This is a genomic window from Curtobacterium sp. MCSS17_011 (genome assembly GCF_003224275.1).
Taxonomy (GTDB): Bacteria; Actinomycetota; Actinomycetes; order Actinomycetales; family Microbacteriaceae; genus Curtobacterium.
This window is the reverse complement of sequence record NZ_QKLE01000003.1, coordinates 1-20,258: the sequence shown is the minus strand read 5'-3', so window position 1 is coordinate 20,258 and position 20,258 is coordinate 1. Positions and strand designations below refer to the sequence as shown.

General features: G+C 71.4%; 22 protein-coding genes. 8 read left to right on the top strand and 14 right to left on the bottom strand.

Annotation, left to right across the window (positions count from 1 at the left end):
• Positions 1 to 153 precede the first annotated feature (153 nt).
• A complete protein-coding gene (locus DEJ17_RS17645; protein ID WP_181421009.1) occupies positions 154 to 777 on the top strand; it encodes a M23 family metallopeptidase in 624 nt (207 codons plus the stop codon).
• A gap of 61 nt (positions 778 to 838) precedes the next feature.
• The gene (locus DEJ17_RS02730; RefSeq protein ID WP_258366628.1) at positions 839 to 1,687 is read left to right on the top strand and encodes an NAD(P)-dependent oxidoreductase; all 849 of its coding nucleotides are present in this window, start codon (positions 839 to 841) and stop codon (positions 1,685 to 1,687) included.
• A gap of 32 nt (positions 1,688 to 1,719) precedes the next feature.
• Here the strand turns inward: DEJ17_RS02730 and DEJ17_RS02725 are convergent, their stop codons facing one another.
• The gene (locus tag DEJ17_RS02725; protein WP_110891957.1) at positions 1,720 to 1,923 is read right to left on the bottom strand and encodes a hypothetical protein; all 204 of its coding nucleotides are present in this window, start codon (positions 1,921 to 1,923) and stop codon (positions 1,720 to 1,722) included.
• A gap of 10 nt (positions 1,924 to 1,933) precedes the next feature.
• Positions 1,934 to 2,452: a MarR family winged helix-turn-helix transcriptional regulator gene (locus tag DEJ17_RS02720; RefSeq protein WP_110891956.1), complete on the bottom strand. Its 519-nt coding sequence runs from the start codon at positions 2,450 to 2,452 to the stop codon at positions 1,934 to 1,936.
• Between the two features lie 132 nt (positions 2,453 to 2,584).
• Between DEJ17_RS02720 and DEJ17_RS02715 the strand changes: the two genes are divergently transcribed.
• On the top strand, positions 2,585 to 3,478 hold the full coding sequence (locus DEJ17_RS02715) for an alpha-E domain-containing protein (protein WP_181421008.1): 894 nt from the start codon (positions 2,585 to 2,587) through the stop codon (positions 3,476 to 3,478).
• Between the two features lie 169 nt (positions 3,479 to 3,647).
• Here the strand turns inward: DEJ17_RS02715 and DEJ17_RS02710 are convergent, their stop codons facing one another.
• On the bottom strand, positions 3,648 to 4,985 hold the full coding sequence (locus DEJ17_RS02710; protein WP_375342552.1) for an MFS transporter: 1,338 nt from the start codon (positions 4,983 to 4,985) through the stop codon (positions 3,648 to 3,650).
• Positions 4,982 to 5,392: a MarR family winged helix-turn-helix transcriptional regulator gene (locus tag DEJ17_RS02705; RefSeq protein ID WP_110891953.1), complete on the bottom strand. Its 411-nt coding sequence runs from the start codon at positions 5,390 to 5,392 to the stop codon at positions 4,982 to 4,984. The genes DEJ17_RS02710 and DEJ17_RS02705 overlap by 4 nt, the downstream gene beginning before the upstream one ends.
• 95 nt (positions 5,393 to 5,487) lie before the next feature.
• On the opposite strand from DEJ17_RS02705, the gene DEJ17_RS02700 reads away from it, so the two are divergent.
• On the top strand, positions 5,488 to 6,240 hold the full coding sequence (locus DEJ17_RS02700; RefSeq protein ID WP_110891952.1) for an SDR family NAD(P)-dependent oxidoreductase: 753 nt from the start codon (positions 5,488 to 5,490) through the stop codon (positions 6,238 to 6,240).
• A 180-nt stretch (positions 6,241 to 6,420) separates the two neighbouring features.
• Here DEJ17_RS02700 and DEJ17_RS02695 read toward each other — a convergent pair whose 3' ends face one another.
• The 3 genes from DEJ17_RS02695 to DEJ17_RS02685 all read right to left on the bottom strand — a co-directional run bounded on the left by DEJ17_RS02695 (position 6,421) and on the right by DEJ17_RS02685 (position 8,933).
• Positions 6,421 to 7,383, bottom strand: coding sequence for an acetamidase/formamidase family protein (locus tag DEJ17_RS02695; protein ID WP_110892145.1), 963 nt, complete (start codon positions 7,381 to 7,383; stop codon positions 6,421 to 6,423).
• 111 nt (positions 7,384 to 7,494) lie between these two features.
• Positions 7,495 to 7,764, bottom strand: coding sequence for a hypothetical protein (locus DEJ17_RS02690; protein WP_110891951.1), 270 nt, complete (start codon positions 7,762 to 7,764; stop codon positions 7,495 to 7,497).
• Between the two features lie 11 nt (positions 7,765 to 7,775).
• Positions 7,776 to 8,933, bottom strand: coding sequence for an inorganic phosphate transporter (locus DEJ17_RS02685; protein ID WP_110891950.1), 1,158 nt, complete (start codon positions 8,931 to 8,933; stop codon positions 7,776 to 7,778).
• Positions 8,934 to 9,020: 87 nt separating this feature from the next.
• Between DEJ17_RS02685 and DEJ17_RS02680 the strand changes: the two genes are divergently transcribed.
• The 3 genes from DEJ17_RS02680 (at position 9,021) to DEJ17_RS02670 (ending at position 11,569) form a co-directional block, all read left to right on the top strand.
• Positions 9,021 to 9,890 carry an alpha/beta hydrolase gene (locus DEJ17_RS02680; protein ID WP_110892144.1) on the top strand — a complete coding sequence of 290 codons (870 nt, stop codon included), beginning with the start codon at positions 9,021 to 9,023 and terminating at the stop codon, positions 9,888 to 9,890.
• A gap of 131 nt (positions 9,891 to 10,021) precedes the next feature.
• On the top strand, positions 10,022 to 11,071 hold the full coding sequence (locus tag DEJ17_RS02675) for a biotin/lipoate A/B protein ligase family protein (protein WP_027465073.1): 1,050 nt from the start codon (positions 10,022 to 10,024) through the stop codon (positions 11,069 to 11,071).
• A 234-nt stretch (positions 11,072 to 11,305) separates the two neighbouring features.
• Positions 11,306 to 11,569, top strand: a complete 264-nt coding sequence (locus tag DEJ17_RS02670; RefSeq protein ID WP_146239586.1) for a hypothetical protein — start codon at positions 11,306 to 11,308, stop codon at positions 11,567 to 11,569.
• Between the two features lie 37 nt (positions 11,570 to 11,606).
• Here the strand turns inward: DEJ17_RS02670 and DEJ17_RS02665 are convergent, their stop codons facing one another.
• On the bottom strand, positions 11,607 to 11,897 hold the full coding sequence (locus DEJ17_RS02665) for a GNAT family N-acetyltransferase (RefSeq protein WP_027465074.1): 291 nt from the start codon (positions 11,895 to 11,897) through the stop codon (positions 11,607 to 11,609).
• A 93-nt stretch (positions 11,898 to 11,990) separates the two neighbouring features.
• Here DEJ17_RS02665 and DEJ17_RS02660 point away from each other — a divergent pair, with 93 nt between their 5' ends.
• Positions 11,991 to 12,875 (top strand): site-specific DNA-methyltransferase, encoded by an 885-nt coding sequence (locus DEJ17_RS02660; protein WP_110891948.1) that lies wholly within the window; start codon positions 11,991 to 11,993, stop codon positions 12,873 to 12,875.
• A 193-nt stretch (positions 12,876 to 13,068) separates the two neighbouring features.
• On the opposite strand, the gene DEJ17_RS02655 is transcribed toward DEJ17_RS02660, so the two are convergent.
• The 6 genes from DEJ17_RS02655 to DEJ17_RS02630 form a co-directional block, all read right to left on the bottom strand.
• Entirely contained in the window at positions 13,069 to 15,528 is a 2,460-nt protein-coding gene (locus DEJ17_RS02655) for an MDR family MFS transporter (RefSeq protein WP_110891947.1), read from the bottom strand.
• Positions 15,529 to 15,750: 222 nt separating this feature from the next.
• Positions 15,751 to 17,370, bottom strand: a complete 1,620-nt coding sequence (gene pgm / locus DEJ17_RS02650; RefSeq protein ID WP_110891946.1) for a phosphoglucomutase (alpha-D-glucose-1,6-bisphosphate-dependent) — start codon at positions 17,368 to 17,370, stop codon at positions 15,751 to 15,753.
• A gap of 145 nt (positions 17,371 to 17,515) precedes the next feature.
• Complete coding sequence (locus tag DEJ17_RS02645; protein ID WP_110891945.1) at positions 17,516 to 17,761, bottom strand: hypothetical protein; 246 nt, start codon at positions 17,759 to 17,761, stop codon at positions 17,516 to 17,518.
• A gap of 121 nt (positions 17,762 to 17,882) precedes the next feature.
• Positions 17,883 to 18,545, bottom strand: a complete 663-nt coding sequence (locus tag DEJ17_RS02640; RefSeq protein WP_110891944.1) for a bifunctional 2-polyprenyl-6-hydroxyphenol methylase/3-demethylubiquinol 3-O-methyltransferase UbiG — start codon at positions 18,543 to 18,545, stop codon at positions 17,883 to 17,885.
• Positions 18,542 to 19,219 (bottom strand): DUF2064 domain-containing protein, encoded by a 678-nt coding sequence (locus tag DEJ17_RS02635; protein ID WP_258366626.1) that lies wholly within the window; start codon positions 19,217 to 19,219, stop codon positions 18,542 to 18,544. The genes DEJ17_RS02640 and DEJ17_RS02635 overlap by 4 nt, the downstream gene beginning before the upstream one ends.
• Entirely contained in the window at positions 19,216 to 19,965 is a 750-nt protein-coding gene (locus DEJ17_RS02630; RefSeq protein ID WP_027465082.1) for a glycosyltransferase family 2 protein, read from the bottom strand. The genes DEJ17_RS02635 and DEJ17_RS02630 overlap by 4 nt, the downstream gene beginning before the upstream one ends.
• Between the last annotated feature and the right edge of the window lie 293 nt (positions 19,966 to 20,258).

The following is a 20,258-nucleotide window of genomic DNA, read 5'->3' as shown; positions in this document are numbered from 1 at the left end:
ACTCGAACCACTCGAACCACTCGAACCACCCAGACCACCCGGCGCACGCAGCCCTCGCCGTCGTCGGAGCCCGCACGGCCCGCCGCGCCCACCGGTCGCCGCCGCCCCGCGTTCTTCCGGACCCCCGCCCGGCGGACCCTGCCTGCTGCGGCAGTGACCGCCGTCACGTGCCTGTTCGTGGCGGTCGGCTCCCCGAACAGCGCCGTCGCTGCTCCGGCCGCTCAGGCCGCTCCGGCCTCGACGTCGCCGGCCGCCGGCAAGCAGTACTTCGTCGCCGACGGTTCGACGGGGCCGACGATCGGCCGCGACGACTTCTCGGTGGGTCGTACTGCGGCAGCCCTCCGGGTTCCCGGTGGCTCGGGCCCGACCGGTGGAGCCGTCCGCCCCACGGCCGGTGCGATCCCGGACGCCGGTGGCTTCGGCTCCCGCTGGGTCGTCGGTTGCGCTGCCTGCTCGTCGAACCACCAGGGGGTCGACTTCGCCGCGGCCATCGGGACCCCGGTCGTCGCCGCGCTGCCCGGCCGGGTCGTCTCGGCGGGTGTGCTCGGAGGCTACGGCAACCAGGTCCTCCTGCGGCACGCCGACGGCACCGCGACCCGGTACGGGCACCTGTCGGCGATCGACGTCCGCCCGGGCCAGATCCTTCGCGTGGGGGAGCGCCTCGGGGCCGTCGGCAACACGGGCGTCTCGACCGGCGCCCACCTGCACTTCGAGGTCATCGTGGCCGGCACCCCGATCGACCCGGCCGCCTGGCTGCAGGCTCGCGGGCTCCTCTGACGGCGTCGGGCGTAGCGTCGGGACGGTCGCGGCACGGAGCCGCGCCAGGACGGAGACGCACGTGCGAGTGACGGTGTTGGGGACGGGTGCGATGGGCGCCGGCGTGGCTGGATCACTGCTCCGCGACGGCCACGAGGTGACGGTCTGGAACCGGAGCGCCGACAAGGCCGCACCCCTGGGTGACCGCGGCGCGACGGTGGCGAGCGACCCGGGCAGTGCCGTCGAACACGCCGAGGTCGTCCTGCTCACCCTGTTCGACACCGATGCGGTCGTCGACGTCCTCGAACAGGCTGCAGGCGACGCCCCGACCGACGCCGTGTGGGTGCAGGCCTCGACGATCGGGGTCGACGGCACCGCGACGATCGTGCAGCTGGCGGAGCAGTACGGCCTCACCCTGGTCGAGGCGATGATGCTCGGCACGAAGGCCCCCGCCGAGCAGGGGAAGCTCACGATGCTCGCGGCCGGACCGGCAGACCTGCTCGACCGTGTCGACCCCGTGCTCGACGCGATCGGCGCGAAGACCGTCCGCGCCGGCGACCACGTCGGCGACGGTACCGCACTGAAGCTCGCCGCCAACGCCTGGATCGCGTCGATCACCGCGGCGACCGGGCAGTCCCTGGCCCTGGCGGCGGCGCTGGGGCTCGACCCCGCGCTGTTCCTGCAGGCCATCGAGGGCAGCGCGAGCGACTCCGCTTACGCCCACACCAAGGGCGCCGCGATGATCGCCCGGGAGTTCCCCGCCCAGTTCGCACTCGACGGGCTGCGGAAGGACATCGGGCTCATCACCGATGCCGCCCGGACCGCCGGGGTGTCCACCACGCTGCTCGAGGCACTCGGGCGCATCTACGCCGACGCCAGCGCAGCCGGGCACGGGGGCGACGACATCGCCGCTGTCGGCACCGCGTTCTGACGCACAGCCGCACGCACGGATCGACCGACCGATCAGCCCCGACGGAACAGCTGCCGAAGGCGCTTCGTCAGCCGCCCCACGGCCTCGTCGTTCATGGTGTTGGCGAGGTCGAACGCCTCACGAGCGGGATCGGAGCCGGACTGGATCCGTCGGAGCGCGGCCTCGGCACGGGCCCGCGAGTCGAGCTCGGCGAACGGCATGTCGTCCTCGGGGTGGTGCTCGCCGCGAGGTTCCATGCGGTCCAGGCTACGCGCGACGGGAGTGGTCCGACCCGGCGTCGAGCTCGTCCACGACCCGGACCATCTCGTCCAGGAAGTCCACGACGACGGCCATCTCGTTGCTCGGCAGGTGCTCGGTGACCTCGAGCGCACGGGCGTCGAGCTCCTCGATGACACGGAGTGCGTGCCGCATCGAGGTGCCGGTTGCGGTGAGGATCACGCCACGGCGGTCGTTCGGGTCGGCGTGGCGTTCGACGTGGCCGCTGCGGACGAGCCGGTCGACGAGCGCCGACGTCGACGCCGCCGTGATCTCGAGCCGCTCGGCGAGGTCCTTCGCGTTGACGGTGCGTCCGTCCTGCTCGGCGTCGATCAGGAACCGGAGCGCCAGCAGGGCGTTCTCGCCGATCCCCAGTGCCTCGCGCGCTCGGCGCTGGGCAGCGCTCTCGGCCGTTCGGTACCGCCGCAGGGCGTTGAGGACGTCCACGGCGGAGACCGCGGAGTCCTCGTACCAGTACCCCGCGGTGCTGGTCATCACCTCGGTCGTCATGGCCCCAATGCTAGACGCTCTAGTTAGTTTGTCTAGCGAGCGCGGAGACGGGACACCTGCAACACCCGTGACGCGGTCCCGTAACACCGCGGCAACGCCGGCTCGTTAGGTTCTCCGCATGCAGGAGCAGTGGTGCTGAGCCGACTCGCGGGGAATGTCTTCCACGTGGGGAGCGCTGTCGAGCGCACCGACGTGGTCGCACGGTTGCTCGACGTCTACGTCGCTCGCCGAGAACCAGGCACCCTCGACGACGACCGGCTCGTGTCCACGGAGCTCCGCAGCGTCATCGGGACCACCGGCCCCGCGAACGACCCGGACCGCGCCGCCACCGTCGACGCCCTCGCGCTCGACCGGCACGAACCCGCATCGATCGCGGCCGCCGTCGCCGTCGCTCGCGACCACGCACGCCGTGCTCGCGAGGTCGTCTCGAGCGAGCTCTGGGACTGCCTCGACGTCACGCGGTCGCGGATGCCCCGGAAGATCGCACCCGATCGGGCGCACGAGTTCCTCGGCTGGGTGCGGGAACGCAGCGCCCTGGCCATCGGGGTGGTCGAGGGGGACGCGAGCCGTGACGAGGTGTGGGAGTTCTTCACCCTCGGGCGCTCGCTCACCCGCTGCGCCTCCACAGCACGGCTGTTGGCGTCGCGGCTGCTCGAACCGGACGCGGTCACCTCGTGGACGGCCGCGCTCCGTGCGTGCGGCGCGGGCGAGGCCTTCCTGCGCGGACGCGACCACCATCCGGTGCCGTCGGACGCCGCCGCCTTCCTGCTCCTCGACGCACACAGCCCACGGTCGTTGCGCTTCACCGTCCACCGCGCGGCGGAGTGCCTGGCCGACGTCGCCCCGTCCTGCATCGCGGACGAGGTCGCCGGGTTCGATGAGGTCCGCACACTGCTCGACGCGATCCCGGAAGAGTCGGCGCTCGCCGTGGCGGGTGACGTCGGGGAACGGCTGGCGGTGGCTGCTGACCGCGTCGCCGCGGCACTCGACGAGCGGGTCTTCGCGTCGTCCGCACCCGTGCTCTGACCGACGGCGCGCGGGCCCGGAACGGGGTCGGTCCGTGCCTCGCGACCGCGGCCGTGGGCGGGGGTGGCGTCGGACGGGAGGCCCGTGGCGGCGCCGGTGCGGGCCTCCCGTCCGATGGTCGGTGGCGTCCCGGGCCGTCGGCCGACAGGCAGGTCGTCCCGCCGGTCCGTCAGACGGCGCTGGAGCGGTCGGCGAGCGTCTCGTCGCGTTCCAGCTCGCGGCGGAGCGCCGCGCGCGAGCCGACCACCGGCACGGCGTGCGTGATCGCCAGGTGCAGCCGCGAGTCGGCGTCGTAGCGCAGCCGGACCCGCTGGTACCGGACGAGCCACACGAGCGCGATGCCGAGCGCCACGAAGCCCGAGGCCGCTCCGACCACGATCGCCCAGCGGGGGCCGAAGGCGTCGGCGACGGCACCGACGAGCGGGGCGCCGATGGGCGTGCCGCCAGCGAAGATCGCCATGTAGAGCGCCATCACGCGGCCGCGCATCGCGGGTTTCGTCGTGGTCTGCACCAGGGCGTTCGCGGTGGTCATGAACGTCAGCGAGGCGAGTCCGACGAACATCAGCACGATCGCGAAGGTCCAGTACGTCGGCGCGAGGGCCGCGGCCGTGCAGGCGAGCCCGAACCCGCCGGCGGCGAGCACGAGGGTGCGCATTCGCGGCTTGTCACGGCGGGCGGACAGCAGCGCGCCGAGCACCGAGCCGACCGCCATCACCGAGTTGAGCAGCCCGAACTCGCCAGCGCCCTGGTGGAACTCGACCCGCGCCATCGTCGAGGTGAAGATCGGGAAGTTCACGCCGAACGTGCCGACGACGAAGATCATGCAGAGCACGACGACGATGTCCGGTCGGGTGCGGACGTACCGGAAGCCGGCCACGATCTGCCCCTTGCCGCGGCCGGCCCGGACCCGTTCGGCGAGCTGGGCTGGGTCGACGAAGCGGAGTGCGAGCAGGACCGCCAGGAACGACCCGGCGTTGATGACGAACACCCATCCGGAACCGATCGCCGCGATGAGCACCCCGGCGACCGCGGGGCCGATCAGGCGTGCGGCGTTGAACGACGCGGAGTTCAGGGCGACGGCGTTCGACACGTCCTCGCCCTGCACGACGTCGGAGACGAAGGCCTGCCGGATCGGGGCGTCGAACGCGGCGACGATGCCGAGTGCCAGGGCGAAGCCGTACAGCGCGAGCAGGGTGGCGGTGTGCGTGAGGACCATGACGCCGAGTCCCAGCCCGAGCAGTCCCATCAGGCCCTGGGTGAGCATGAGCATCTTCCGGCGGTCGAACCGGTCGGCGGCGAGCCCGGTGAGCGGCAGGAGCAGCAGCTGTGGGCCGAACTGCAGGGCCATCGTGATGCCCACGGCGACGGCGTTGTTGTCCGAGAGCTGGGTCAGCACGATCCAGTCCTGGGCGGTGCGCTGCATCCAGGTGCCGACGTTCGACACCAGTGCCCCGGCGAACCAGATGCGGTAGTTGCGTCCGGCGAGGGAGCGGAACATGGCGGTCACTGCTGGGCCAGCCTCCTCATGATCTCGGTGGCGTCGGCGAGGGTGCTCCGCTCGTCGGCGGTGAGTGCTGCGAGTCGCGGGGTGAGCCATCCGTCGCGGCGGCGTCGCGTCTCCTCGACGAAGGCGGCTCCGGCGGGTGTCGCGCCGAGCAGCACCTTGCGGCGGTCGTCGCCGTGGCCGCACTTCGACACCAGGCCCCGCTCCACCAACACGGCGACGGTCTTCGTCATCGAGGGAGGGGTCACGCCGTCCTGTCGACTCAGGTCGGCCAGGGTCATGGCGCCGTCGCGGTGCAGGCGGGCGAGGGCGGAGAACTGTGCGTCGGTGACGCTCGAGTCGGCCTTCTGGGCACGCAGGGTGCGGGACAGCCGGTTCACCGCGATGCGGAGGTCGGTGGCGTCGGTCATCGACCGTTAGCCTATCTCATTAGTTCAGCGAACGAACTTGATTTCGGGTGTACCGTGCTCTTAGACAACATGTGTTGCCGAGAGAGAAGGAGAACATGTCCGAGTTCGAGGGCAAGGTCGCCGTCGTCACCGGTGGTGGCAGCGGCATCGGCGAGTCCGTCGCGAAGGAGCTCGCCGCGGCGGGTGCCACGGTGGTCGTCGCCGACATCAACCTGGCGGGCGCCGAGCGCGTGGCCGCGTCGATCGTGGAGGCCGGTGGGACCGCCAGCGCGTTCGAGGCCAACTCCGCGGTCGCCGCGGACAACGAGCGCATGGTGCAGTTCGCCGTCGACACCTACGGCGCGCTGCACCTCGCCGTGAACAACGCGGGCATCGGTGCAGCACCGCAGCCGATCGGCGAGTACGACATCGCCGCGTGGGACCGCGTCCGTGCGGTCGACCTGGACGGCGTCTTCTACGGGCTGCGCTACGAGATCCCCGCGATGGTGGCCGCCGGCGGTGGCGCGATCGTGAACATGGCGTCGGTGCTCGGCACGGTCGGCATGGCGCAGAACGCGGCCTACGTCGCCTCGAAGCACGCGCTCGCCGGGCTGACCAAGGTCGCCGCGCTCGAGTACTCGTCGCAGGGTGTCCGCACGAACGCCGTCGGCCCCGGGTTCATCGACACCCCGCTGCTCCGCAACTCGCTGTCGGCCGAGGCCATCGCGGCACTCGAGGACGAGCACGCCTCGAAGCGGCTCGGCACCGACGCCGAGGTCGCCGCGCTCGTGCTGTTCCTGCTGAGCGACAAGGCCTCCTTCATCACGGGCAGCTACCACCTGGTCGACGGCGGTTACTCCGCGCACTGACCGGTCCGGTGCACCTGGTCGTTCCGGGCGTACCTGGTCGAAACGGGCGTACCTGGTCGGTTCTTTCGACCAGGTACGCCCGTTTCCTCTTTCCAATGCGGGTGCGATGGGAAGGAACGTCGGACGGGAGGCCCGCCCAGCGTGCGCCGATCGGCTCACGTGGGGCGGGCCTCCCGGCCTTCAGTGCCGCGCGCCCGTGAGGATCGCGTCGTGCGGGAGCAGGGCGTGCACACCCCACGTGCGGTTCGCGACCTGCGTGACGCGCATGCTCACCGCAACGCTCGCCATGGCGAGCGCCTCGGCGCGGCCGATGCCGTGCAGCCCGGCGATCCAGTCGACCATCCGGTCGAGCGCCGTGGCGGTCGCGACGTTGAGGTCGGCGTCGAAGCCGAAGGTGATGCGTCCGGCCGGGGTGTCGGCGTGCACGCCCGCGACCGGTGCCGCGTCGAGGAGTGTGAGGGTCATCGTCGTGGTCATCCCGCACTCGACCGCGGTACCGGAGACCTCGCCGTCGCCCTGGGCCGCGTGCCCGTCGCCGACGTGGAGCAGGGCGTCCGGCACCGTCACGGGCAGGTACAGGGTCGAGCCGGCGACGAGCTCCCGGCAGTCGATGTTGCCGCCGCCGACCGTGCGGGGCGGGATGGTCGAGTGCTCCCCGGTGGCCTCGGGTGGGACGCCGACGACGCCGAGGAACGGCGCCGTACGCACCCCGAGGCCGAGCTGGTTCACCGCGACACCGGCGGGGACGTCGATGTCCCAGAGGAGCGGCCCGCGCGACGCCGGGTCGGTCAGCCCGAGTGCGCGGTTCACCGGGGAGTCGACCCCGCCCGACGCCGTGTACCCCCAGTCGTCGGGTACGAGGTCGTCGAAGTGCACCGCCAGGACCATCCCCGGACGCGCACCCGCCACGGCGATCGGCCCGACCAGACAGTGGCCCCGGCGCGGGTCGATCAGGGTCGGGGCGTCCAGGCCCGGGCCCGGCTGGCGTTCCGTGTAGCCCGCGGCGCTCAGGGTGCGCACGGTGACCGTGTCGCCCGGTTCGACGGTCAGGACCGGCTGGCGTTCGGCGGTGAAGACGTCGACGGCGGAGGCCACCGTGGCGTCGAGGTGGTGGTGGGTGGTCGCGTTCGTGTGGTCGGTCACCACTCGATCATTCCGGGCGTACCTGGTCGAAACGGGCGTACCTGGTCGGAACTTTCGACCAGGTACGCCCGATTCCGCTTCCCAGCGCGGGCGCTCTGGGAAGGAACGTCCTCAGTGGAACTGGGGGATCGTCAGCCAGATGCCCGCCAGGACCGCGGCGACGCACACGGCGAAGCACACCACCGCACCCGCGAGGGCGACGGGCGGGGTGTGCCCGGAGCGCGGGGTCTCGTCGGAGTACTGCGTGCGCTCGCCACCCGCGTCGTCCGGCTGCCCCGTCCCGAGCAGCCGCAGGCCGAGCGTGTACACGAGCACCAGACCCACGGCGGCCACGAAGCCGACGCCGGCGACCGTGCCGATCGCGGTGAAGTCGATGTCCATCGTCGTTCCCCTCAGTTCGTCGCGCTGGTCGCCTGCGGCTCGGGCTGCTCGGCCGGCCCGGACTCGGTGGTGATGTCCTCGTGCGAGATCGGCTTGCGCTTGGCGAGGACGGAGAAGGTGAGCCCGCCGGCCAGGGCGAGGACCGCGACGAGCACCAGCCCGAACGCCGAGGTCGACGCGAGCCAGGTCGCGAGCGCCCCGACCACCGCAGCGGCGGGCAGCGTGATCACCCACGCGACGACGATGCGGCCGACGACCGACCAGTGCACGTCGGCGAGCTTCTTGCCGAGGCCCGAGCCGACGACCGCGCCGCTCGTCACGTGGGTCGTCGAGAGCGCGAAGCCCAGGTGCGACGAGATGAGGATCGTCGCGGCGGAGCTCGTCTCGGCGGCGAAGCCCTGCGGCGACTGCACGTCGGAGATCTTCTTGCCGACGGTCTGCATGATCCGCCAACCGCCCGTGTAGGTGCCGAGGCCGATCGCGAGCCCGCAGGCCAGGATCACCCAGAGCGCCGGACCGGTGCCGGCGGCCTGGTAGTTCGCGGCGATGAGGGTCAGCGTGATGACGCCCATCGTCTTCTGCGCGTCGTTCGTGCCGTGCGCGAGCGACACCAGTGACGCCGAGATCGTCTGCCCGTGCCGGAACCCGGTCGCCGCACCGTGCGTCGTCGCGTTCTTCGTGAGCACGTACGCCAGGTACGTCGCGACCAGGGCGATCACCCCGGCGATGACCGGGGAGAGCAGCGCCGGCAGCACGACCTTCGACACCACCGTCGCCCAGCTGATCGAGTTCAGGCCCGCTCCGATGATCGAGGCGCCGATGAGTCCGCCGAACAGCGCGTGCGTGGAGGACGACGGCAGCCCGAGGTACCAGGTCGCCAGGTTCCAGAGCACCGCGCCGACGAGGCCGGCGAAGATCATCGTGGGGGAGATGTGGATGCCGTCCTGCCCCTCGCGGATGATGCCCTGCGACACGGTCTTGGCGACCTCGGTGGACAGGAACGCGCCGACCACGTTGAGCACCGCGGAGATGAGCACGGCGGTCCGGGGCTTGAGCGCTCCCGTGGCGACCGACGTGGCCATGGCGTTCGCGGTGTCGTGGAAGCCGTTCGTGAAGTCGAACACGAGGGCCACGACGATCACCAGCGTGACGATGACGATGACGTCCATGCGCAGGACGGTAGGCCCGCCCGGAACCCCCTGCGTGAACGCCGGGTGAACAGGTCCGGGATGGAGCGCGTCTGCGAAGATGCGGGTGTGCCCACCTTCTCCGCCGCTCGCGGCGACGCCTCGTTCACCGACGCCCACGGCGTCGAGATCGTCTACTCGACCTGGCGTGCGGCGCGGCCGAAGGGTGTCGTGCAGATCGCACACGGCGTCGGCGAGCACGGGCTCCGGTACGAACCGCTCGCGCAGGACCTGGTGCGCGCCGGTTACACGGTGCACGCGAACGACCACCGCGGGCACGGTCGCACCGGCCTGACCCAGTGGGACGGCGACCACGCCAAGCTCGGTCGGCTCGGTCCCGGCGGGCTGCGTGCGGCGATCGCCGCGGTCGAGCAGATGAGCGCGGTCGCCCGGGCCGACGAGCCCGGGCTGCCGCTCGTGCTGCTCGGGCACTCGTGGGGGTCGCTCATGGCGCAGCGGATCGTGAACACCTCGTCGGACCGCTACGACGGCGTCGTCCTGTCCGCGAGTGCCTACCGGCTGCCCGGCTGGATGAACAGCGGCGACCTCAACGCACGGCACGCGGGGTCCGGGCCCACCAGGTACGAGTGGCTCACCCGCGACCGGAAGATCATCGACGCCGTCGCGATCGATCCCCTGGCGGTCGAGGCCGACGTCATCGGGCTGTTCGGGCTCGCCGACACCCTCCGACTGCTCGGGGTGCCGCGGCGGGGTATCCCGCACGACCTGCCGATGCTGCTGCAGGTCGGCTCCGACGATGCCCTCGGCGGGCCGCGCTCCGTCGAGCGCCTGGCACAGGCCTACCGTCGACGCGGTCGGCTCTCCGACGTGACCGTGCAGGTGTACGAGGGCGCGCGGCACGAGGTCTACAACGAGACGAACCGCGACGAGGTCGTCGGCGACCTGGTCGCGTGGCTCGACCGGGTGACGGCGCGCTGACGGCGCTCGCCGGGTCCTGGGGCGCGACCGGTGACGGACTGGAGGCCTGTGGCGGCCCCGCCACGGGCCTCCAGTCCGTCGCCAGGCCGGCTCACTGCCGGGCCGTCGGCTGTCCGGAATAGGGTGGCGGCATGCACGGTGAGTACAAGGTCCCCGGAGGCAAGCTGGTCGTCGTCGACCTCGAGGTCGTCGACGGCACGATCCAGCAGTTCCGACTGGCGGGTGACTTCTTCCTGGAACCCGACGACGCGCTGCCGCTCATCGACGCGGCCGTGAACGGGCTCCCCGCCACCACCGATGCCGCGGGCATCGCCGCAGCCGTGCGCGCGGCCCTGCCGACCGATGCGGTGCTGCTCGGCTTCACGCCCGAGTCCGTCGGCGTCGCGGTGCGCCGCGCGCTGTCGCGGGCCTCGACCTGGCGCGACCACGACTGGCAGATCGTGCACGAGGGGCCGATCAGCCCGAACGAGCACCTCGCGCTCGACCAGGTGCTGACCGAAGAGGTCGGTGCCGGCCGTCGCGGTCCCACGCTGCGCATCTGGGAGTGGGACCAGCCGGCCGTCGTGATCGGCTCGTTCCAGTCGCTCAAGAACGAGGTCGATCCCGCCGGCGCCGAGAAGTACGGCGTGCAGGTGGTCCGACGCATCTCCGGCGGCGGCGCGATGTTCATGGACGCCGGCGCCGTGATCTCGTACTCGCTGTACGTGCCGTCCGACCTGGTGCAGGGCATGACCTTCGCCGACTCGTACGCGTTCCTCGACGAATGGGTGATCGAGGCGCTCAAGTCCCTCGGCATCGAGGCGTACTACCAGCCGCTCAACGACATCACCTCGACCAAGGGCAAGATCGGCGGGGCGGCACAGAAGCGCCTCGGTACCGGCTCGCTCCTGCACCACGCCACCATGAGCTACGACATGGACGGCGAGAAGATGGTGCAGGTCCTGCGCATCGGGCGCGAGAAGATGAGCGACAAGGGCACCACCAGTGCCGCCAAGCGCGTCGACCCGCTCCGCTCGCAGACCGGGTTGTCACGCGCCGAGATCATCGAACGGCTGATCGGCACCTTCACCCGCCTGTACGGTGCGACCGAGGGGCACGTGACCGAGGCCGAGCGTGAGCGGGCGCAGGAGCTGGTGCGGACGAAGTTCGCGACGAAGGAGTGGCTCGAGCGGGTGCCGTGAACCCCATTCGGATCGACGGTGGACGCGGCGGCCGGAGCTGAGGGGGGACGTCCCGGCCGCCGCTGCTGACGAGTGTGCGCCTCGACCTCATGAACCAGACGTGTGGATGATGAGAATCCCCCGCGCGGCTGATCCGCTCGCCGCGCGGCCCACGTAGCGTCGCTGCCGTGAACTGGTTGATCTTCCTGGGGGGCGGTGGCCGTCGTGGCCGTCGTGGTGTGGATCGCCGATCGCATGGGGTGGATCGACCTGTCGAACAAGTCCCAGCGGAGCGGTGGATCCGGAGGCATGGTCGGGATGCTGGACGAGGTGTTCGCACCGACCCGGCACGAGACGCAAGCCGAGTACGAACGGCAGGCGCGCCTGCCGAGACAGGCCCCATCGCCGGCGGATGACGACCACGACCTGCTCAGCGGCAGTGTGCTCATCCGGGTGCCGACGGTGCGGAGCGCCGGGCGGCACGAGGCGCGCGCGGGGACGCACGACCGCTCGTACTGAGCGGACGGGCGCCGCGCTCGTCCGTGCGTCGCCCGCGTCAGCGCGTCGTGAGCTCCTGGTAGTCCGGGTGCCGCTCGATCCACGCGTGCACGTAGCTGCACTGCGCGACGACCCGGCGTGACGAACTCGCGCGCACGTCGTCGAGGGCGTGCTGCACCAGGATCGACGCGTGCCCACCACCGCGGTGCTCGGGATCGACCTCGGTGTGCACGAAGCGGATCTCGTCGCCGTCGATCTCGTACGCGGCGAGGCCGATGACCTCGCCGTCCTCGATCAGGGAGTACTGCTGCTTGTCGGTGTCGTTGCGGACCTCGGGTGCTGCTGCCATGCACTCGACCGTACGCCGGGGCCTGGGGGTGCGCTCTGTGCTGCACGCCTGCTTCGTGCGCTGCGCGTCCGCTCGGTGCGCGACAATGGGTCCGTGCGCAGGGGAGACGACCGAGGCCCGGACCGCGTCGTCCTCGGCGACGCCCTCGACGTGGTCCCCGCGTACCCGGACGGCTCCTTCACGCTGGTGTACCTCGACCCCCCGTTCAACACCGGCCGGTACCAGCGCCGGCACGCGACCTCGGCGGTGCCGAAGGCCGATGGCCCCGTGATGGGGTTCCACGGCCGGACCTACGAGCGGGTGCGCGGCGACCTGATGCGCTTCGACGACCGGTTCGAGGACTACTGGTCGTTCCTCGAACCCCGACTCATCGAGGCCTGGCGGCTGCTCGCCGTCGACGGCACGCTGTACCTGCACCTCGACTACCGCGAGTCGCACTACGCCAAGGTGCTGCTCGACGCGCTGTTCGGCCGCGAGTCGTTCCTGAACGAGATCGTGTGGGCCTACGACTTCGGTGCCAAGTCCAAGACGCGCTGGCCCACGAAACACGACACGATCCTGGTCTACGTGAAGGACCCGTCGCGGTACTGGTTCGACTCCGAGGCCGTCGACCGCGAGCCGTACATGGCGCCGGGGCTCGTCACCCCTGAGAAGCGCGAGCGCGGCAAGCTGCCCACCGACGTCTGGTGGCACACGATCGTCTCGCCGACCGGCCGAGAGAAGACCGGCTACCCCACGCAGAAGCCCGAGGGGGTGCTGCGGCGGATCGTGCAGGCGTCCTCCCGCGAGGGGGACTGGGTGCTCGACTTCTTCGCGGGCAGTGGGACCACGGGTGCGGTGGCACAGGCGCTCGGGCGGCGGTACGTGCTGGTGGACGACAACCCTTCGGCGATCGACGTGATGCGGAAGCGGTTGCCGGGTGCGTCGTTCGAGGTGGCCGGAGCCGCGGCGGCTGGGGGCGCGGCGCCGGCGGTCTGAGGCGAGCGGGGGCGGCGGCCGGGGCGCGTGGTGCATACGGGTGCATCGTGCGACGTTTCACGAGGTGATCGACGCGCGTTCTGTCGGAAGATGCCCGCGCACACGATGCGTGTGCATGCTGCGACGATCCACGAGTCGTTCGACGCGTGGATCGTCGGAACATGCACACGCACCGAGCGAGCGCCCGCGCCGACTACTCCGCGGAGTGCCGCCCGTGTGCATGCGCGTCGCCAGCGTCCGGCCGGGAGGCCCGGCTCGCCTCCGCCGGGTCCGCCCCCGTCGCCGGGGCGTCCGGGTCCACAGCCGCTGCCACATGGGCAGCCCGGGTCCGGATGGCACCGGTCGTCGTCGGGGGCTCGTCGACCGGCACAGCCGCCGAGTGCGCACCGTGCGTCGTGGCGTTCGGCAGCGGCGCCCTGGTGTCGTCGACTCCGTTCGGCAACACCGAGACGTCCGACGCCCCGGCGGCCCGGGCGGACCGAGGCTGCACGTCCGGCGACGTCGGCACCTCGGGCGAGGTCGGCACTTCGGCGGAGGACGTCGCCGTCGGCACCGGCCCGGCGCCCGGTGCGGCGGCGGCAGCGGCTGCAGCGGCGCTCCCATCGGACTGCGCACCCGCCGCCGTCCGTGCAGCGTCCGCCTGCTCCTGCAGCGCCGAGGTCTTGCGGAGCGGCGGCACCCGGAAGAACCACGTCAGCACGAACGCGAGCAGGATCACCGCGAGACCGACGTAGTAGACGCGGACGGCCGAGTCGCTGAACCCGACCAGGAACGGACGGCTGAGCCGGGGGTCCGCCCCGTTCAGGAACGACGTGTCGCTCGTCGCCGAGTCGGTGGACGAGCTCGCGGCAGAGTCACCGCTCTTGAGCTGCTTGATCAGCGTCGGGGCGACCTGGTCGACGACGTTCTCCCGCTGCGCCTCGTCCGAGTAGTCGATCTGCAGCTTGCCGTCGACGACCGAGGCGTTCGCCTTCGTGGCCGCCGTCTCGAGCGCCTGCTGCTCGGCGGCGGGCTTCGCGTCGTCGACCTGCTGGGCGATGATCGTGTCCGCGGCGGCGGCGGGGACGGTGCCCGCGGCGACCTGCCGCTGCACGGCTGCCGTCACCTGCTTGGTCACGGCGGCGTCGGCTGCCTGCTTCGCCTGCGCGGTGCCCTGGTCGAGACCGTCCTGCACGTTCTGCTGCACCGGGTCGACGATCTTCGTCCAGATCTCGTCCATCACGCCCTGGTTCTTCGAGGCGTTCGCGACCGAGGGCGTCATCGCGGCGTTGAGCGCGCTCTTCAGATCGGACTCGTTCTGCATCGCGGCGCTGATGTTCGTCGGCATCAGGGTGAACAGCACGGAGAGCAGGACAGCGGTGCCCATCGTGCCGCCGATCTGGCGGAAGAACGTCGCGGCGCTCGTGGCGACACCGATGTCCCGCGGTGACACCGAGTTCTGCGCGGCGAGGGTCAGCGTCTGCATGAGCTGTCCGAGTCCGAGCCCGATGCCGAACATGCCGAGCATCAGGAACCACAGGGGCCGGTCGGCGGTCAGGAACGTCAGGACCGTGAAGCCGATCGCCGTGAACGCCGTTCCGGTGATCGGGAAGACCTGGTAGTTGCCGGTGCGGGAGATGATCTGGCCGGAGGCGATCGACGAGATCATCAGGCCGAGCACCATCGGCAGCATGGCGAACCCGGACTCGGTCGGGGTCACGCCCTTCACGATCTGCAGGTAGAGCGGGATCGTCAGCATCGCGCCGAACATGCCGAAGCCGACGAGCACGGACAGGATCGCGGACATCGAGAACACCCGCGACCCGAACAGCTTCATCGGCAGGATCGCGTCGTCGCCCATGGCCCGCTCGACGATGATGAACGCGATCAGGCCGAGGGCGCCGATGGCGTAGCAGGCGAACGCGGCGGGGGAGTCCCAGCCCCACTCGCGGCCCTGCTCGGCGATGAGCAGCAGCGGCACGAGCGTGACGATGACGAGCGTCGCGCCCCACCAGTCGATGCGGGGCTTGCCGCGGTCGCCGAACTTCGGCAGGTGCAGGAACGTCAGCACCATGAACAGGGCGATGATGCCGATCGGCACGTTGATCAGGAACACCCAGCGCCAGCCGGCGATGAAGAGCAGCTGGTCCGCACCGGCGAAGACGCCACCGACGAGCGGCCCGATGACGGACGAGATGCCGAAGACCGCCAGGAAGTAGCCCTGGTACTTCGCCCGCTCGCGCGGGGCGAGCATGTCGCCCATGATCGCCAGCGGCAGGGACATCAGACCACCGGCACCCAGGCCCTGCAGCGCGCGGAACCCGGCGAGCATGAGCATCGAGTCGGAGAACGACGCGGCGAACGACCCGACGATGAAGATGCCGATCGCGGTGATGAAGAGCGGCCGACGACCGAAGATGTCGGAGAGCTTGCCGTAGATGGGGGTCGTCACCGTCGATGCGATGAGGTACCCGGTGGTGACCCAGGCCTGCTGGTCGAGCCCGTGCAGGTCGTCGCCGATGGTGCGGATCGCGGTGCCGACGATCGTCTGGTCGAGGGCACCGAGGAACATGCCGGCCATCAGGCCGTAGATCACCAACAGGATCTGTCGGTGGTTCATCACGACGTTGGACGCCGTAGTGGGGGCCGCGGGTGCGGTCGCCGTCTGGGTCATGAGCAGGGTCTCCCGGGTACCGATGCGCTGGCAGGACGATTTTTGCGCTGCCTGCAAAGTTACAACTGCCGCAAGTGCCCGGTCACACCGGGACGGCTTCCTGAGTGGATCGGCAGTCACCGTACGCCCGGTGCGCCCCTGCTGCACACGGCCTGGAGGCCCGGCTGGGGTCCGTCGGACGGGCTGCTGGATCCGTGTCCCGCAGCCCGTCCGACGAGGGCGCTACGCGCCCAGTGCCGCGTCGACGATCTCCTTGGCCTCGCGCTGCACCTGCTCGAGGTGCTCCTGCCCGACGAAGCTCTCCGCGTAGATCTTGTAGACGTCCTCGGTGCCTGACGGCCGCGCGGCGAACCACGCCTTGTCGGTCACGACCTTCACGCCGCCGACGGCCGCTTCGTTGCCCGGGGCCTTCGACAGTTTCGCGGTGATCGGGTCGCTGGCCAGGGTGTCAGCGGTGATGGCGTCGCCGTCGAGCTTTCCGAGACGGGCCTTCTGCTCCTTCGAGGCCGCGGCGTCGACGCGCTGGTAGACCGGGGCGCCGAAGCGCTCGGTCAGCTCGGCGTAGAGCTGCGAGGGGGTCTTGCCGGTGACGGCGACGATCTCGGACGCCAGGAGCGCCAGGATGATGCCGTCCTTGTCGGTGGTCCACGCGGTGCCGTCGGTGCGCAGGAACGACGCACCCGCGGATTCCTCGCCGCCGAAGGCCACCGAGCCGTCGATCAGGCCGGGGACGAACCACTTGAAGCCGACCGGGACCTCCCACAGGCGGCGGCCCAGGGACTCGGCGACGCGGTCGATGATGCTCGACGACACCAGGGTCTTGCCGATCGCGGCGTCGTCGCGCCACTCGGGCCGGTGTGCGTAGAGGTACTCGATCGCGACCGCGAGGTAGTGGTTCGGGTTCATCAGCCCACCATCGGGCGTGACGATGCCGTGCCGGTCGGAGTCGGCGTCGTTGCCGGTCAGCACGTCGAAGTCGTCCTTGCGCGCGAGCACCGAGGCCATCGCCGAGGGGCTCGACGGGTCCATCCGGATCTTGCCGTCCCAGTCGAGCGTCATGAACGCCCACGTGGGGTCGACCTCGGGGTTCACGACGGTGAGGTCGAGGCCGTAGTGGTCGCGGATGGCGTTCCAGTACGGCAGCGAGGCGCCACCGAGCGGGTCGGCACCGATCTTCACGCCGGCACGCTTGATCGCGGCGATGTCGATGATGTTCTCGAGGTCGGCGACGTACGTGTTCAGGAAGTCGTAGCGGTCGGGCTCCGCGTCCTCGGTGCGCTGCACCTCGGCGTTGCCGCCCTCGATGATCGCGTTCGCCCGGTTCGCGATCCAGCTCGTGGCATCGCTGTCGGCGGGACCACCGTGCGGCGGGTTGTACTTGAAGCCGCCGTCACGGGGCGGGTTGTGGCTCGGCGTGATGACGATGCCGTCGGCCGTGTCCGGGTTGCCGGCGCGGTTGTAGCGGATGATCGCGTGGCTCAGCGCGGGCGTCGGCACGAACCCGTCCTCGCTGTCGGCGAGCACGCGCACGCCGTTCGCCGCGAGGACCTGCAGAGCCGTCTGCTCCGCCGGTGCCGAGAGTGCGTGGGTGTCGCGGCCGATGAAGAGCGGGCCGTCGGTGCCCTGCTCGCGGCGGTACTCCACGATCGCCTGCGTGATGGCGGCGATGTGGGTGTCGTTGAAGGCGGTGTCGAGCGACGATCCGCGGTGTCCGGACGTGCCGAACACGACCTTCTGCTCGGGGACCGAGACGTCGGGCACTCGGTCGTGGTAGGCGGCGAGGAGCTCGTCCAGGTCGACGAGGTCGTCTGCGGTCGCTGGGGTGCCGGCACGGTCGTTCATGCGTCCATCCTGGCATCGGCGGCCCTGGCGCGTTCGGGGGAAGCGACTCGTGCCTCGGCGGAACGTGAGCGAGCGGCCGTCCGACCCGGGATGAGGGGGGACCCCCGGGGCGGACGACCGCTCGCAGTCTGGGGAGGCAGGTGCCTCAGGCGGTGCGGAACGAACCCGTCGCCGTGCGGAACGAACCGGTCACCGTGCGCGTCGAGGACGTCGCGGTGCCGGGACGGCGGAACTGCGTGTCGACGAAGCGGCCGAGGGCACGGCCGACACCGGTGCCGGTGTAGCTGCCGATCGGGTTTCGGGTCGCGTCGCCGGTGAAGGCGCCGAGCTCGGCGCGGGCTTCGAGGCCGGTCACGTAGGCGCCGCCCAGGGGGTTCTGACGGTTCTGCATGGGTGCTCCTCGTCGTCGTGCCGAGGTCCGCAGGTCACCGAGCCGGCGACCGCGACGCCGTCGGCTGGATGCACCACCCTACGCGCTTGTATTGCATGATGCAAAAGAGCACGTGTGGGAGTCAGGCGAGCAGCTCGCAGAAGTTCCGACCCTCGGCCGTCCAGCTCTGCCGCGCGACGAGCCCGGCGTCGGCCGCGTGCCGGTGCAGGGCGTCGAGGCCGACCTCGGCCCACGGGAACCCCGCGCTCTCGTTGCCGTCGGCGTCGACCACCCGGGCGGTGTACACCCGGTCGGCCGCGGTCTCGGGGTTCGTCTCGACGATGATCCGGCCGCCGGCGCGCACGATCTCGCGGCAGCGGACGAGCAAGGCCGTGGGGTCACCGCCGATGCCGATGTTGCCGTCGATCACCAGCGCGGTGTCCCAGTGACCCTCGTCGGGCACCGCGTCGAACACGGAGCCCTGCAGGGCCGTGCCGCCGGCGCGCTGCGCGATGGCCACGGCCTCGGCGGAGACGTCGACGCCGAGCGCCGGGATGCCTCGGGAGCGTGCGGCGACGAGCATCCGACCCGGCCCACAGCCGATGTCGATGACCCCACCGTCGACGTCGTCGAGCAGCGAGCGATCGACGCGGTCGGCGGCGGCGCTCCAGCGGCCGACGTCCATCGTGGTGACGGCGTCGGGGCGGTCGGGGTCGGTCAGGCGCAGGTGGCCGTCGGTGCGCAGGGCACGGGCGTACGGTTCGCCGCCGCCGGCACCGAACGAGACGGGTGCGTGCATGGTCATCGGGTGCTCCCCACGGTCTCGGCACGGAGTGCCCTGGTGAAGTCGGAGTCGGGTGCGAGGTCGGCGACCCGCTCGGCGTCCGCGATCGTGTCGACGTCGAGCAGCTCCCCGAGCACGCCCACGTCGAGTCCGGCGTCGGTCAGGCGTGCGAGCTGCACGGCTCCGGTGTCGTCACGCGACATCGGGACGCCGCGCAGCAGGTCGCCGGTGGGCTGTCGCAGGAACAGCGACCAGAAGCCGCCGTCCTCGGCCGGGCCGAACCAGGCATCGCGGGCGGCGTCGTCGAACACCGGCGCGAGGTCCGCGGTGGACACCTGCGGGGTGTCCATGCCGACGAGCAGCAGCGGACCGTCGACGGCGTCGAACAGGAACCCGAGGCGCTCGTCCAGGCCGCCACCGGGCTGGTGCAGCACGTCGAAGCCCTCGGCCGACGCCGGCACGACGTCGCCGTCGAAGAACAGGACCCGACGGGCCGCGGGCAGGGCCCGGACGGTCGCCAGGGTGTCGGCGAGGCTCGCGGAAGCGACGCGCGCGGCGCCCTCGGGGGAGAGCGCCGGCGTCAGCCGGGTCTTCACCTTGCCGGGCAGGCACTCCTTCGCCACGACGGCGACGGTCACCGGGACGGGGACGCCGTCGGCCACAGCGTCGCTGGCGTGGGTGGGGTCGGCGGTCACGAGCGGGCCTCCTCGACCACGGGGGTGGACTCGGCCGCCTGGCGGAGCGGTCCCGGTGCGACGACCCGGACACGGGCCTCCCGGCGGTAGGCACGGAGCAGACGGGACATGTCCCGCACCGCGTTGATCGTGCCGCGGAGCGTGCCGGTGACCTTGCTGTCACCGATGCGCTGCGCGTACCCGATGTCGGACTCGTCGACGCGCCAGCCGGCGGCGTGGGCGGCCAGGACCATCTCGAGCGGGTAGCCGCTGCGGCGGTCGCGCAGGTCGAGGGAGACGAGGTCCTCGCGGCGCATCACGCGCATCGGGCCGAGGTCGCGCAGGCGGTAGCCGGTCGCGCGGTGCATGAGGACGGCGAGGACGCGGTTCGCGAAGCGCGCGTGCGGAGCCCATGCACCGCGGCCGGTCGGGACGCGGCGGCCGAGTGCCAGGTCGACGCGGCCGCTGGCCACGCGGTCGACCAGGGGCGGGAGTTCGGCAGGGTCCATCGAGGCGTCGGCGTCGCAGAACGCGACGAAGTCGGCGGTGGCCGCGGCGACCCCGGCGGCGCAGGCCGAACCGAAGCCCTTGACCGGTTCCGTCACGACGAGGGCACCGTGGGCGCGGGCGACGTCGGCCGACCCGTCGGTCGATCCGTTGTCGACGACGATGGCCCGGTAGCCCGTGGGGAGCCGCGCGATGACCTTCGGCAGGGCGTCCGCCTCGTCGAGGCACGGCAGGATCACGTCGACAGTCATGTCCGTCATTCGGTGCGGTCGGTCGGATCGACGGGTCTGTCCTGGCATGCACTCGACGTAACACGACGACGCGCTGCGGGGTACAGGAAAGTGCCGGGTCCTGGTCGTTCAGCGCGTTCTGCGGGCGCCCGGTCCCCAGAACGGGGGACAGTGCGCGCGCGTCGGTCGCGCGAGTGGGTGTCGCACGACGCCGTCGTGTCGTCGAGACGCCGCCGAATGCGGTGGCGTCTCGCGCGCCAGGGGGCGTGTTGCCGACACGACGGCGTCCTGCGGGGCCGTGGGGCTGTCTCTTATACACATCT